Below are 14,395 nucleotides of genomic sequence, written 5' to 3' on the forward strand. Positions count from 1 at the left end.
TAAGATATGAGTAAAAATAGCACAAACCGATTAATGCCTTTGCTGATGGCCGTATGTGTGGTCGTGGGCATTGTGGTGGGCACATTCTATGCCAACCACTTCTCGGGCAATCGACTGAATATTATTAATTCGAGCGGAAACAAGTTGAACAACCTGCTCCGCATTATCGACGATCAGTATGTGGATACCGTCAACATCAACGATTTGGTAGAGAAGGCCATGCCACAGATTCTGGCAGAGCTTGATCCACACTCGGTATATATCAGTGCCCGTGATGGCGAGATAGCCAACGATGACCTGCGTGGATCGTTCTTTGGCATTGGTATCGAGTTTACCATCCGTCAGGACACCATCCGTGTGCAGAATGTAATAGGCAACGGTCCTGCTGAGCGCGCTGGCGTGATTGCTGGCGATAAGATTGTGGAGGTTGACGACTCGATATTCGTAGGTAAGAAGGTGACCAACGAGGAGGCTATGCATCGCCTGAAAGGACCAAAGGACACCAAGGTGAAGCTGGGCATTCTGCGCTATGGCGAGAAGAAGCTGCACCACATTACCATCACCCGTGGTGAGATTCCTACTAAGAGCGTTACAGCATGCTATATGCTCGATCAGGATTGTGGTTACATCAAGATTCGTAACTTTGGCGAAAATACCTATCCTGAGTTGCTCATTGCTCTGGCTAAGCTCTCGCAGCAGAGCTTTAGCAATCTGGTAATCGACCTGCGTGGTAACACGGGTGGATACCTGGAGTCAGCCGTACAGATAGCTAATGAGTTCCTGTCGCGCGGACAGCTCATCGTGTATACGCAGGGCCGTGCGTTCCCACGTCAGGACTATCGTGCCGATGGCCGTGGCTCTTATCAGCGCCTGCCATTGGTAGTGCTGGTTGACGAGAGCTCAGCTTCGGCCTCAGAGATTCTGGCTGGTGCCATTCAGGATAACGACCGTGGTACTATTATTGGTCGACGCTCGTTTGGTAAGGGACTGGTACAGAAGCCCATGGAGTTTAGCGACCACTCGATGATACGTCTTACCATTGCACGTTACTACACCCCTTCTGGACGTTGTATCCAGAAACCATATAACAATGGTAACCACTATGATGACGACTGGCTGACACGTTATCAGCATGGTGAGTTCTTCTCGCAGGATAGCATCAAGCATACGGGTCCGGAGTATCACACCAACAACGGTCGTATCGTATATGGTGGTGGTGGTATCACGCCTGATATCTTTATCCCAGAGGATACGCTTGGTGTGACATCTTATTATAAGGAGGCTGCCATGTCGGGACTCATTCTGCAGTTTGCATTCACTTATACGGATGATAATCGTGCCAAGCTCAGTGCCCTGAAGGGTGTGAAGGAGATGGAGACCTATCTGAAGCGCCAGAATATACTTGAGCAGTTTGTGGTATATGCTGATAAGAACGGCCTGAAGCGCCGTAACCTGATGATACAGAAATCGCAGAAGCTGCTGGAGCGCTTCGTGATAAGTCGTATCATATACAACATCCACAGCGAGCAGTCGTGGACAGAGTATCTGAATCAGGATGATCCGGTGATTAAGGAAACGCTACGCCTGTTCCACAACGAGGGCGCATTCCCACAGAAGCCCGTGGCTGGTGCCAGGGGTAAGAATGTGGCCAAGGCAGGCGACGGTCGTGCCATTCGTCAGATAAACACTTTGATAGCCCATGCTTAAAAGCGAGCTTAGGCGTTTGATACGTGAAAAGAAAGGACAGTTCACTCAGCAGCAGCTGTGTGAACTGTCGCTGCCTATAGTGGGGCGTATCAAGCCTATGCTTAAGGATGCCAAGACCATCGTGGCTTATTACTCGCTGCCTGATGAAGTGGATACGCATGGTTTTATCGACCAGCTGCTGGCTGATGGTAAAACGGTTTATCTGCCTAAGGTGATTAGCAACGAGGAGATGGTGTTATGCCGCTATACTGGAGCTGAAAGTCTGAGCCTGGGGGCTTTCGGTATTATGGAGCCTGTAGGACGGCAGATAGCTGCTGATGAGGTGATAGATGCGGTACTGGTGCCAGGTATGGCCTTTGATGGCGATGGCAACCGATTGGGTAGGGGAAAGGGGTATTACGACCGTTTCCTGAAGTCGCTCAGCCATCCACGCCCCCAACTGATAGGCGTGTGCTTTGATTTTCAGAAAGTGGATATGGTACCCACAGCGTCTACTGATGTAAGGGTAGATGTGGTAGTCTAGTGGAATCGTATCTCGGCTATTACCTGGCTACCTACGTGGGCATTCAGTTTCCTAACCAGTTCGCTGCGCATCATCATCATGTCTGAACGCAGGGCCGGGCTGGTAAGATGTACAAACAATGTCTGGTTCTTGATAAACATGCCGTCGGTATAGCTGGCAATCATGGGGCCCACTACTTCGGGCCACGAATCGATGAGTCGTTTCTGTAGCAGTGGTGTCTCAAGTCCCTGAGCGCGCAGGTTCTTGAGAATCAAGTCTTTTATCTGGTTTACGTCGCGCTTAAACATCCTTCTTTACTTCTTCTATTTCGCCGTTGTCAACATGGAATATCTTATAGTCGAGCGATGATCTGCTCAGAATCAGATCCAGGTGGTCGCGATTGGTATCGGTAATGAAAATCTGTCCGTATTCATCGCCTGCCACCAGCTTTACTATCTGTTCTACGCGCTGGGCATCGAGCTTATCGAAGATGTCGTCGAGCAGCAGCAGCGGTGTGGTCTTAGAGTTGGTGCGCTTCAGGAAGTCGAACTGTGCCAGTTTGAGCGCTATCACAAACGTCTTGTTCTGGCCCTGACTACCCTCGCGCTTCATCAGGTGCCCGCCAAGCGTTATCTCAAGGTCGTCGCGGTGGATGCCGTGCAGCGAGTAGCCTATGGCGCGATCCTTGAAACGGTCGCGCTGTATCACTTCGAGCAGTGGGCCGCGCTGGCAGTGCGAAATGTAGTTCAAACCTACCTGTTCGCGGTTCTCTGCAATCGTCTCGTGTATGCGCTGGAAGATAGGGGTGAGTTCTTCAACAAAAGCCTTGCGTGCCTGATAGATGCGCTCGCCCTCGATGGCCATCTGCTCCTCGAATAGGCTCATCACATCTATGTTTGGCTCGTCTTCCTGTTTCAGCATGGCGTTGCGCTGCTGCAGGGCTTTGTTATAGCGGTTCATCGCCTCCATATAACCATGGTCGTACTGCGATATCACCATGTCCATCAGGCGGCGTCGCTCCTCGCTGCCACCCTCAATCAGCAGGGTGTCGGATGGCGACACCACTACAATGGGTATCAGTCCGATATGTTCTGACAAACGGCGATACTCCTTTTTGTTGCGCTTGAAGTGCTTTTTGGTGCCGCGCTTCATACCGCAGTAAATATGCAAATCGCCCTCGTAGGCGCCCTCTAAAACAAAGAACTCAGCCCCGTGGCGGATGACCTGCGAGTCGATGGGATTGTTGGCCGAATGGCAGAACGACAAATAGTATATAGCATCGAGCACATTGGTCTTGCCAACCCCATTCTGTCCTATCAGGCAGTTGATTTTGGGCGAGAACTCAAGTGTGGCCTCTGCTATGTTCTTGTAATTGATAACTGATATCTTTTCTAAAATCATAGTGCAAAGGTAGCGTTTTTTGGCCATTGATGCTAAGGATTAACACAGATTAATAAATATTTTCCTTGAAAAAATGTAAATTGTGTTGCTTTTTTAGTAACTTTGCACCCGATTTTTGAAATTAAATATAAATATTATAATGGCAAATACAACAAATCAACAGCAGGCTCCCCAGTCAATGGAGCAGAGCCTGAATCAGAGTGAGGCCTTCTTCCTCAAGTATAAGAAGACCGTTATTGCTGCAGTAGCAGCTCTCGTAGTAATCGTTGCTGGTACCGTTCTGTACAAGACTTATGTCAGCGGTCCTAACGAAGTTAAGGCAAGCACAGCTATCGCAAAGGGTCAGGAGCTCTTCATGGCAGGCGACTATCAGAAGGCACTGAATGGCGACAGCGCAAACTTCAAGGGTTTTGTAAAGCTGGCTGACGAGTACAGCAGCACTGCTGCAGGTAACCTGGCTAACCTCTATGCCGGTCTTTGCAGCGCTAAGCTCAACAAGTGGGAAGATGCTGCTAAGTATCTCGAGAACTTTGACGGTGCCGACGATCAGATGATTTCTCCAGCTGCTGAGGGTGCTCTGGGTAATGTATATGCTCACCTGAACCAGCTCGACAAGGCTGTATCACACCTGAAGAAGGCTGCTGAGAAGGCTGATAACAACTCTCTGTCGCCTACCTTCCTGATTCAGGCTGGTGAGATTCTCGAGAGCCAGGGTAAGAACGATGAGGCCCTGAAGCTGTATCAGCAGGTTAAGGATAAGTACTTCAACTCAATGGCTTATCAGACCATCGATGGTTATATTGAGCGTGTTTCTGCAAAATAATCTCCATGGCAACTAAAAACTTATCGGAATACGATATTACCACAGTGCCCGATGCTTCGAACATGATTTTCGGAGTGGTTGTGGCCGAGTGGAACCCCGAAATAACAGGCGCCCTGCTTGACGGATGTGTTAGCACACTCGAAAAGCATGGCGCTTTGCCTGAAAATATACATGTTAAGACGGTACCTGGAAGCTTTGAGCTGATTTATGGTGCTCACCAGATGACACTTAACGATGGTTACGATGCTGTGATCGTACTGGGAAGTGTGATACGCGGTGAAACGCCACACTTTGACTACATCTGTCAGGGTGTTACCGAGGGTATCGCCCGTCTTAATGCAACCAGCAACATTCCCGTTATCTACGGTCTGCTCACCACTAACGATATGCAGCAGGCACAGGACCGCGCAGGTGGTCGACTGGGTAATAAGGGCGATGAGTGCGCAGTGGTAGCTATTAAGATGGCTAAGTTCTAATTAATTAGTATTATGAAAAAGGTATTCATTCTTCTCCTAAGTATAACCTTGGGCTTTGGCGTTGTGAACGCACAGGAAGCCAAGAAAAGTGAGTTGCATCAGCGCGCAGAAAGCGACTTCGAGAAGGGAAACGTGGCCAGCGCCCGTTTCCACTTTATCCGCGCTTTCGAAGACTATGCCAAGAAAGGCCAGCTGAAGGCTGGTATGGAATGTGCAGCACGCGGAACAGCTCTGTATTACAAAGAAAACTATTGGAAAGAAGCTTTCGACCTGCTTCGCCGTGCCGACCAGGAGGTTGAAGCCAGCGGTAAGAACGCCAAGGAGAAGGCTGCTCTCCATTATATCATCACCAAGGAGCGCCTGGCCATGTATATCAAACTGCGTAAGAGCGATAGCGCTAAAGACCAGATTGAGGTCATGGAGAATCAGGTTAACTATGCTGCTGATGAGGCTTTGAAGAACGATCTGCTTTATAATAAGGCTGTTTACCACTATTCATTTGGTCAGAATGCACAGGGTAATGCTGTGTTCAAGGAGATGGCCACCAAGCTTACTGCCTCAAAGCAGTATGATAAGGTGGATGGCGTTTACCAGACTCTGATAGCCAATGCCCGTAAGAGTGGCAATGCCAATATGGTAGCTCAGTCGTACAGCAACTATCTGGCTTGGAAGGATTCTGTAGGTGCCCTGAAGCTGGCTGACGAGACAGGTGCCCTGAAGCAGCAGATTTCTGAGAACGAGAAGACCATCGACGATCAGGCCAGCTCGCTCACTGCCCGTTGGGCTGTTATCGTAGGTCTCTGCATCCTGGCAGGTGCGCTGGCTGCTGCACTGGTTCTGGGTGGTATTGTTCTGATGCGCTACATCCTGCTTACCCGTAAGCAGAAGAAGACCATCAAGCTGGCTAACGATAACAATGCGCTGAAGGCTAAGTTCATCAGCAACATCTCGGCCCAGCTCGATCCTACACTCCATAAACTCGATGAGAAGATTCCAGAGGTAAAGGCGCTGCTTCAGTTCTCTGAGCACATTGCCACGTTGTCGAATATCGAGAACTCGATGGACGAGGAGGTAGAACTGGAGGATGTTCAGCTCACCCCATTCTGCGAGGGTGTTGTGAATCAGATTCGTAATAAGGTGCAGGCAGGTGTTACTCTGAAGGTCAACGTGCCCAACATGAGCGCAAAGATCAATAAGGAGTATGTATCACACATCCTGTTGCACTTACTGAATAACGCTGCTTTCTACACACCAAAGGACGGCACTATCTGGTTGGATTACAAGAAGCGTGGTGCACATGTTCACCAGTTCCTGGTATCTAATACAGGCGAGGTTATTCCTGAGGAGAAGCGCGATGAGGTATTCAAGCCATTTACTGAGGTGAAGGACTTCACTGAGGGCGACGGCCTTGGATTGCCTATCTGCAAGCAGATGGCACTGAAGATGAAGGGCGATCTCGACATCGATGCCGAGTTCACCAAGGGCACACGTTTCGTGCTGCTCCTCCATTCTTAAGCTAACACTACACCTTTTATAACTTTACAGTTGATATGTCCACCAGCCCATTAACTATCGCATAGATGGTTAATCCGGCTGGTGAATGTATTTGAAGCTTGCGGGCAATGTTACGTCGATGGGTGATAACCGTATTGGTTGATATGCACAGATGATCGGCTATCTCCTTATTCGACATGCCTTGTACAAGCGAAATAATCACATCTTTCTCACGGTCGCTCAATGCATCAGGATTCTGTGCCTGAGCACTACCGAACACCATGCCTGATATGTTGCGCGACACATCATTCTGCTTGGTGAGTTGCTCCAGGCGGCGGATGGCTGGTACGAAGATATGATCCTCTACCTCAGCGTGCTGGCGCAGCCATACCTCGTTCTCGTAGATGTCGTGGAGCGTGGCGGTTAGCTGGTTGTTGTGCAATCCGTCTTGTGGCAGGTATTTGATAATGAGCAGCTTCAGCTCGCGCAACTTCTTGTCAGTTGCACCGTGATGCTTTGAGAATGTGTCTACATTATAATCATTAGCAGGCTGCCCGTCGATGAGCGACTGTACGTAGGGGAACAGCGTCTTCTGCTCGTACTTCATGTGGCGACGTATCTCGTGGGCATACTCATCGTAGAACTTCAGAATCAGGCGCCCCAGCGAGTCGTTAGGGTTGAGACACTCTGACAGCTCTCTGCGGATGTAAGGCAGTTGGAACTCCAGAAAGTAGTCGTGGCAGGCCTCCAGATAGCGCAGCAGTGTGGGCACGTCGAGCTGTGAGTCGGCTTCAAACTCGCCATATCCGTTGATGGTGTAGTTAACCACCGCTAGGAATGTGTAGGTGTCTACGTTGTTATCCTCGCATGTCTCGCGCACGGTCTTATCGCCAAAACCTAAGTTGATACCAAAGCTACCCAGCGACTGCAGCAAGTCGTAGTTGTCGCGGATCAGCGAGATCATCTTGTCGTCCGCCTCGTACATTTTCTGATTCTTCATACCTATTAATAATTACCGCTGCAAAATTATGCATTTTTCTCGATATATACAATAATTATTATTAGGTATTTTTTTAGTGAATAGTGAACAGCGAATAGTGAATAGTGATATTTTCACTATTTTTAGGTATTGTGTAATTATGCAAAACACCCTACCTTTGCAGCCGAATTGAAAATAAAATGAGTTTTTGTAATGAATACGTTTGTTAGATTAGCAATGTGTTGTTTGGCTGTTGTTGGCGCTGCCGAGGTCTCAGCACAAGTGCATGTTGCCGATAGCGTAATGCAGCACGCTAAGGGCAACAAGTTAAGCGTGGGAGGCTACGGCGAGGTAGCTTACTCACGCAATTTTTATAGTGATCATGTAAGTAGGTATAGTCAGCCCGAGGAGCATAAGAACGATCCTAGTCACGGTCGTTTCGACATTCCCCATGCCGTCATCTATTTAGGTTATGACTTTGGTAAGGGCTGGTCGTGGGGCACCGAGGTTGAGTTTGAACACGGTGGCGCAGGACTTGCCTATGAGAAGGAAGACGAAGAAGGCGGCGAATGGGAACAGGAAACCGAGAAGGGTGGTGAGGTAGAGCTGGAGCAGTTCTGGATTCAGAAGACTTTCTCTCGTGCAGCCAATCTCCGCTTCGGACATATTGTGGTGCCTGTAGGCTTGAATAATGCCCACCACGAACCACTGAACTTCTTTACTGTTTATCGTCCTGAGGGCGAAAACACCATCATGCCTAGCACATGGCACCAAACGGGTGTGTCGTTCTTTGGCCGTTATAAGAAATTCCGTTACGAGGCACAGTTCTTGGCAGGTTTGAATGCTGATAATTTTACCAACACCAACTGGATTAAGAAGGGCACTGCCAATCCTCTGGAGTTCGAGGTGGCTAATAAGTATGGTGTGGCCCTCCGTCTGGATAACTACTCTATTCCCGGATTGCGTCTCGGTCTGAGCGGATACTATGGCGAGAGCATTGGCAACAGTTATCCTAAGAACGCTAATGGTGTGGATGCGGAGTATAAGGGTCAGGTGCTGATAGGCGCTTTCGACTTTACCTACAATGACCACAACTGGATTATCCGTGGACAGGCTGATTATGGCTATCTGGGCGATGCGGAGCAACTGAAGTATATTTACAATCGTACCAACAAGAAGTCGCCTTATCACCACTCGGCTTTTGTCAGCAAGAATGCCTATGCTGTAGGCATCGAGGCTGGCTACGATGTGTTCTCGCAGATTAGCTGTATGCGTGCTGATGAGCAGAAGCTGTATGTCTTTGGTCGCTACGAGCAGTATAACCCCTACGCCAGCAACACCAAGAGCACAGCCTACGACTATACTGAGGTGAAGCGCATGGCGGTGGGCCTGAACTACTTTCCCGTGCCTGAGATTGCCATCAAGGCCGAGTTCTCAAACCGCTTCCTGAAGAGTCAGTACAACAACGAGCCCGCCATCAACATTGGCGTGACGTACGAGGGATTCTTTCTCTAATTGACAATTGATAATTAAACCAATATAATAAAGAGTATGAAAACGAAATTTATTTTTTCAATGGCGCTGATGATGGGCGCTATGACATTGACATCATGTAGTAAGGATGACGACAAGAAGAACGACGAAACAGAGTTTGGTATAGTTGAGACTACACCTGTTGTCGACGAGGATAACTACAGCCTTAACACCACTGCCGCCAACTACTCAGTGAAGAGCTTTGGCGAGACAGCTATCGATGGTTGTGCTGATGTGGTGAGCGAGCTCGAGGCTGCTAACACCATCATTGGTAGTGCCAAGCTTACTGAGGCTCAGGAGACTTATCTGCGCGAGGTGCTGAAGAATCTGGTGAGCGAGGTGATTGTGCCTACCTATACCAAGTTGGCTGATAACACCGAGGCGCTGGAGAATACCCTGAACGGTCTTACCACCAGCACCATCACTCAGGCTCAGATAGATGAGGCTTGCCGTGACTTCAAGGCTGCCCGTATGTACTGGGAGCAGAGCGAGGCTTTCCTGGGTGGTGCTGCTTCCGATTTCGATATCGACCCCACCATCGACTCATGGCCTCTGAACCGTTCGCTGCTGCTCAGCTACTTTAATAACGGTATGAACGACGAGATGCTCGACGATGCTACCATCCTTGGTTTCCACGCACTCGAGTTCATCCTGTTCCGCGATGGTCAGCCCCGTAAGGTGGCCGAGCTGAAGGGCAACGACACCTATAAGAACTTCGAGAATGTTTCTGGCGAAAAGGAGTTGGCTTACGCCCAGACCATCTGCACCCTGCTCAAGCAGCGCACCTTCCAGCTGCAGTGCGCTTGGGATGGTGGTAAGAATGCCAGTCGCCTGGCTGTTGTAGAGGCTGCTGGTCTCGACTATCAGACTCAGAAGGGCCTCTCTTATGGCGACAACCTCATCAACGCAGGTATCAGTGGCTCTGGCAGCTCATTCCCAACCTTGAAGGATGCCATCGCACAGATTCTCTCTGACGATGAGGGCAGCTGCGTAGCTATTGCCAACGAGGTAGGTACAGCTAAGATTGCCAACCCATTCTCTGCAGGCGATGTATCGTATGTAGAGTCGCCTTACAGCTATAACTCTATCACCGACTTCCGCGATAACATCCGTTCTATCCGCAACGTATGGCTGGGTTCTACCGATAAGAAGGCCAACAAGTACAGCTTCCACACCTTCTTTGCTAGCGTTAAGCAGGATGCCGTAAACCAGAAGGTTGAGGGTGCCTACGTCAGAGCCATCGAGGGTATCAGCAACATGCCTTCGCCCTTCGTTAAGTACTGCTGCACCATCTGGAACATCAACTTCGAGGATGACGAGGACTGGGAGACTGAAGAATAATCACAAAATAAGTAACGATGACAAATACTTTTAAGATTTTTGCAGCTATAGCGGCTGCTACCATGATCACTGCCTGTACCAGCGACGACGATGCCAAGAGCCTTGGCGAACTCGAAATTGAAGAGCAGGCATTTGGAAAAGCTACAGGTAATTTCACGGCCGAAGAGTGGTTCCCAGGTGGAAAACTGGGTACAACCGAAAAGGCCAGCTACTCATCGCCAACGCCAGCTGTACAGAGCATAGCGGGCATGGAGGATGATTTTAATACAGGCGAAGACTTCTTCGAACATTTATATACTTTCGAGCAGGCGCCCCGTCGTGGACTGGGCCCTGCTTGGGTTCGTAATGGCTGTATCACCTGCCACCCCTCTTACGGTCATGGCAAGCGCCAGACGGAGTATCGTGCCAACACCGTGGGCAATGGCTATCTGCTGGTTATCTATCACCCCGAGACCAATGCCTATATCTCTGAGGTAACAGGTATGCCTCAGACTCAGGCCATGGCTCCATTCAAGGCGCCAATCGACGAGAATCAGATTCAGATAGACTGGAAGACCGTAACTGAGATGGAGAGCGGATTGGCAATGACCTTCCCCGATGGCGGCGACAGCTACTCGCTGATTTATCCTGAGGTGCGCATCCCTCAGTCGGCCTTCAATACCAATCCTAAGCCTACTGATTACGAGGTTCGCCTGGAGTCGACCATTGGTGTTTATGGTACCGCTCTGCTCGATGCCATCGACGATGAGGATATTGAGAAGCAGTGGGCCTCAGAGGCTCGCTTCACTGAGCTCAACCCTGCCATGTGGGATAAGGAGGCTAACACCTTCAAGGCCGCTGCCTACTATTCGGCTCCTTACAACGATACTGGTTCGCATCATGGCTCGCATGGTCCGCTCAAGCGTTTCACCTATGCCATGACGCGTGGTTCGCTGCAGGATGGTGCTGGCTCTAACGCCATCTGGAATATCACCAACGTCACCCGCTCCGATCGTCACTGGCTCTACACCACTGCTGCGTGGGCTAAGGCTCAGAGCGAGGATCCTGAGGTCATCAGCTACATTAAGCAGCATGGCTCATCGCCCACCAGCATCCTGTATCCTTACTATGCCGATGGTACCGACGAGGGTATCGCTAACCGTGTTTACGAGGTGCTCAACACCCCATCTGTGGCCTACAAGGATACCTTCGAGAAGTATCTGCTTAATGGCGCGCCCTATAATGGGGTAGACGAGATGAGCGACAAGCAGTACTACCAGTTTATGGTGTGGCACCGCGGACTGGCTGTGCCTGCTGCCCGTAATCTGAACGATGCTGATGTACAGCGCGGAAAACAGCTGTTCAGCGAGATTGGTTGCGCCAATTGCCACCGCCCATCGTGGACCACTGGTAGCGACGATATGTGGGTTGATGCCAGCACCAAGGCCTATGCCAAGCAGATTGGCAAGGATGCCAGCCAGATGCTGCCCAAGTATGCCAACCAGACCATCTGGCCATACACTGATTTGGTTCAGCACCGCCTCTTCATGGCTAACGATATCCGTACGGGCTGGTGCCGCACCACGCCTCTCTGGGGCCGTGGCTTGAGTCGCCGCCTCACGGGTGCCGACGATCGCCTGCACGACTGTCGTGCGCGTACCGTCGTCGAGGCCATCATGTGGCATGGCTACTCAAAGCAGTCGCAGGCTTATCGCCCCACAGAGAAGTTCTACAATCTGCCCAAATCCGATCGCGATGCCATCGTTAAGTTCATTGAATCGATTTAATAGAGCGAATAGTGAACAGTTAATAGTGAATAGTTGGCGGCTGCTGCTGCTACTATTCACTATTCTCTGGTCGTTATCCACTTCGGCAAAGCCTACAGTTATTCCTCAGGCCCAGGCCCAGCATTTCTGTCAGCTGCTCATTGCCGATGGTTCGGCCGTTACCCCTCTGTCTGTTCATGCCCGCAAGGCTATCCAGGCAGGCGACAGTCTCAGTGTGGAGCAGATTTTTGCGGGCTTTGTGGTGTTGGCCGATGGCTGGCAAACCATGCGCATCTTCCCCCATCAGGAGGGCGGTAAAGTGTCGTGGTATAGTGCTACCGACGATCTGCCTGCCTCTATGAGTGCCGAACATCAGAAGTATATCCGCGAGGTGTTTCCCCGATTGATTGCTGAGGTAGAGGCTGGTCGCTGGCAGGCCGTAGATGCCTATGTCGATAAGATGTTGCAGTATCAGTGCCAGTTTGGTGGCCATCAGGCTTCAGTCGCAGTATCACCCTCGTTGCTCGTCTATGTTGCACTATTTTTTCTGATTGTTTTTCTTGTTTCTCGTTTTTTTTATATACTTTTGCATCCCAAAAGGAAATTATAAATATGAACCAGAAACTGTTCAGTATAGACACTGCTCACGCCAGTACCCGTGTGTTCTGTTTCGACAACGGCACCGAGGTCAGCGAGTATCATGCCATGATTCAGGTGGCTGATGGTGCTCTGCCGTGGAGTCAGCAGCTCGAGGCGGTGATGAATGCCTATCAGGAGTTGCTTGCTTGCGTGCCCCAGGCGCAGGCTGTGTTTAAGCGCTATTTTCTGAGCGACGCAGCCAATCAGGCCGACGATGTGGTGGTGGCCGATGTCACTGATTGCGCCAAGAGCATCATCCAGCAGGCTCCGCTTAATGGTAGCAAGGTAGCATTGTGGGTGTGGCTCATGACTGGGGTGCAGACGGGTATGACTGCCAGCGGCCTCTACGAGGTGCGCCATGGCTCGTTCCGCCATCTGTTCAATGCCTCGGCCCATAACCTGGCAGCCAACTCCGAGTATCAGATGCGCTTGCTCTTCAACGAGTATATCATGCAACTGGCTGAGGAGGGCTGTAAACTCTCCGACCATTGCATCCGTACGTGGCTGTTTGTCAACGATATCGACCTCAACTACGGCGGTGTGGTGCGCGCTCGCAATCAGGTGTTCTTCACCCAGGGCCTCACCGTCAACACCCATTTTATTGCCTCTACAGGCATTGGCGGTCGCCAGCAGGATACCAACGTGCTGGCTCAGATGGACAACTACGCCATCGCAGGCATCAGTCAGCAGCAGATACACTATCTCTATGCCCCCACGCATCTCAATCGCACCAGCGACTACGGTGTGTCGTTCGAGCGTGGCACCTATGTCGACTATGCCGATCGCCGCCATGTCTTCATCTCAGGCACTGCTTCAATCAACAACAAGGGCGAGGTGATGTTTGCCAAGGATGTGGTGAAGCAGACTGCCCGCATGATTGAGAATGTAGAGACGCTGCTCCGCGAGGCCGAGTGCAGCTACGATGATGCTTGCGAGATGATTGTGTATCTGCGCGATGTGGCCGACTATCAGGTGGTTCGCGATGTGTTTGCGCAGCGATTCCCCGATAAGCCCGTTGTCATCGTTCATGCTCCCGTGTGCCGCCCTGGTTGGCTGGTAGAGATGGAGTGTACCGCCGTTAAGGCTATCAGCAACCCCGAACATCCACAATTCTAAGTTTTATTATGAAGGCTAAATGCCCATGCACGATGTGGCGCCCAGCGCAGTCAATATCGCCGATGCAATCGACGCGATAAGCTGCACAATAAACTTTGCGGTTTCTTTCTTGGTCATAATGATTTGATTTTAATGGTTAATACTTTCCGTAGGTATTCCCCTCCTCTCGAGAGACCGCTCGACCCGAAGGGGCGCTTGCTACCGAAGGGACGCAAGATAGGCTAGGGGTGGAGTGATTAAACTCTTTTACCTATTTTAATCCCCCGGATTAGGCGTGTAGCCACCAGTTGGGCCATCGTCCTCATCACTTGAGCCAGAGCCGCTGGTGGAATCGCCACCCGTCAGGGTGTCCACATTCACAAACTCGGCCTTCTTGATGAACTCGCGGCTGCTGATGTTCATCTCCTGCTCGCCCTCAGGCATGAATCGGATGTGCAGCGCCTTCAAGTTCTTCTGCACAGTAAAGTCCTCCTTCTTCTGTGCGCCGCCCTCCTGGTTCTCGAGGGTGGTGAAGAAGGTGCCCAGACCCTCAATCTTCACACGCTTGCTCTCCAGCAGCATCTCTACCAGACAGCTACGGAACTTCTCCAGCACACCAAACACCACGTCGCTGGTGTACACGCTACCATGCTCACTGAT

General features: G+C 50.6%; 15 protein-coding genes. 10 read left to right on the forward strand and 5 right to left on the reverse strand.

Annotation, left to right across the window (positions count from 1 at the left end):
* Nucleotides 1-6 precede the first annotated feature (6 nt).
* Together BUB86_RS15495 and BUB86_RS15500 are read left to right on the forward strand one after the other, a co-directional pair.
* Nucleotides 7-1,707: a S41 family peptidase gene (locus BUB86_RS15495; protein WP_073211216.1), complete on the forward strand. Its 1,701-nt coding sequence runs from the start codon at nt 7-9 to the stop codon at nt 1,705-1,707.
* Nucleotides 1,700-2,230 (forward strand): 5-formyltetrahydrofolate cyclo-ligase, encoded by a 531-nt coding sequence (locus BUB86_RS15500; RefSeq protein ID WP_073211219.1) that lies wholly within the window; start codon nt 1,700-1,702, stop codon nt 2,228-2,230. Before BUB86_RS15495 ends, BUB86_RS15500 begins: the two co-directional genes overlap by 8 nt.
* Here BUB86_RS15500 and BUB86_RS15505 read toward each other — a convergent pair.
* Entirely contained in the window at nt 2,227-2,517 is a 291-nt protein-coding gene (locus BUB86_RS15505; protein WP_073211222.1) for a DUF721 domain-containing protein, read from the reverse strand. The two genes, BUB86_RS15500 and BUB86_RS15505, sit on opposite strands and share 4 nt — an antisense overlap.
* Nucleotides 2,510-3,610: a DNA replication/repair protein RecF gene (gene recF, locus BUB86_RS15510; RefSeq protein ID WP_073211226.1), complete on the reverse strand. Its 1,101-nt coding sequence runs from the start codon at nt 3,608-3,610 to the stop codon at nt 2,510-2,512. The genes BUB86_RS15505 and recF overlap by 8 nt, the downstream gene beginning before the upstream one ends.
* Nucleotides 3,611-3,749: 139 nt before the next feature.
* Between recF and BUB86_RS15515 the strand changes: the two genes are divergently transcribed.
* Genes BUB86_RS15515 through BUB86_RS15525 form a run of 3 tightly spaced genes read left to right on the forward strand, consistent with a single transcriptional unit; the run spans nt 3,750 to nt 6,424 of the window.
* Nucleotides 3,750-4,433, forward strand: coding sequence for a tetratricopeptide repeat protein (locus BUB86_RS15515; protein ID WP_073211230.1), 684 nt, complete (start codon nt 3,750-3,752; stop codon nt 4,431-4,433).
* Nucleotides 4,434-4,438: 5 nt separating this feature from the next.
* Nucleotides 4,439-4,909, forward strand: a complete 471-nt coding sequence (gene ribH / locus BUB86_RS15520; RefSeq protein ID WP_073211233.1) for a 6,7-dimethyl-8-ribityllumazine synthase — start codon at nt 4,439-4,441, stop codon at nt 4,907-4,909.
* Nucleotides 4,910-4,921: 12 nt separating this feature from the next.
* Nucleotides 4,922-6,424, forward strand: coding sequence for a sensor histidine kinase (locus BUB86_RS15525; protein ID WP_073211235.1), 1,503 nt, complete (start codon nt 4,922-4,924; stop codon nt 6,422-6,424).
* A 16-nt stretch (nt 6,425-6,440) separates the two neighbouring features.
* On the opposite strand, the gene BUB86_RS15530 is transcribed toward BUB86_RS15525, so the two are convergent.
* Complete coding sequence (locus BUB86_RS15530) at nt 6,441-7,403, reverse strand: LuxR C-terminal-related transcriptional regulator (RefSeq protein WP_175549527.1); 963 nt, start codon at nt 7,401-7,403, stop codon at nt 6,441-6,443.
* A gap of 192 nt (nt 7,404-7,595) precedes the next feature.
* On the opposite strand from BUB86_RS15530, the gene BUB86_RS15535 reads away from it, so the two are divergent.
* The 5 genes from BUB86_RS15535 to BUB86_RS15555 are packed head-to-tail and all read left to right on the forward strand — an operon-like array spanning nt 7,596 to nt 13,756.
* Entirely contained in the window at nt 7,596-8,897 is a 1,302-nt protein-coding gene (locus BUB86_RS15535; RefSeq protein WP_073211238.1) for a hypothetical protein, read from the forward strand.
* Nucleotides 8,898-8,933: 36 nt separating this feature from the next.
* Entirely contained in the window at nt 8,934-10,256 is a 1,323-nt protein-coding gene (locus tag BUB86_RS15540) for an imelysin family protein (protein ID WP_081373289.1), read from the forward strand.
* Between the two features lie 17 nt (nt 10,257-10,273).
* The gene (locus BUB86_RS15545) at nt 10,274-12,022 is read left to right on the forward strand and encodes a di-heme oxidoredictase family protein (RefSeq protein ID WP_073211244.1); all 1,749 of its coding nucleotides are present in this window, start codon (nt 10,274-10,276) and stop codon (nt 12,020-12,022) included.
* A gap of 25 nt (nt 12,023-12,047) precedes the next feature.
* Nucleotides 12,048-12,611 (forward strand): hypothetical protein, encoded by a 564-nt coding sequence (locus BUB86_RS15550; RefSeq protein WP_073211247.1) that lies wholly within the window; start codon nt 12,048-12,050, stop codon nt 12,609-12,611.
* Between the two features lie 2 nt (nt 12,612-12,613).
* Entirely contained in the window at nt 12,614-13,756 is a 1,143-nt protein-coding gene (locus BUB86_RS15555) for a Rid family hydrolase (RefSeq protein WP_073211250.1), read from the forward strand.
* Nucleotides 13,757-13,771: 15 nt separating this feature from the next.
* On the opposite strand, the gene BUB86_RS17770 is transcribed toward BUB86_RS15555, so the two are convergent.
* Both BUB86_RS17770 and BUB86_RS15560 read right to left on the reverse strand, forming a co-directional pair.
* A complete protein-coding gene (locus BUB86_RS17770; RefSeq protein WP_175549433.1) occupies nt 13,772-13,873 on the reverse strand; it encodes a smalltalk protein in 102 nt (33 codons plus the stop codon).
* Between the two features lie 138 nt (nt 13,874-14,011).
* A partial coding sequence (locus BUB86_RS15560) for a hypothetical protein (RefSeq protein WP_073211254.1) occupies nt 14,012-14,395 on the reverse strand: 384 nt, incomplete at its 5' end.

This window comes from Xylanibacter ruminicola (assembly GCF_900142525.1).
Lineage (GTDB): Bacteria > Bacteroidota > Bacteroidia > Bacteroidales > Bacteroidaceae > Prevotella > Prevotella ruminicola_A.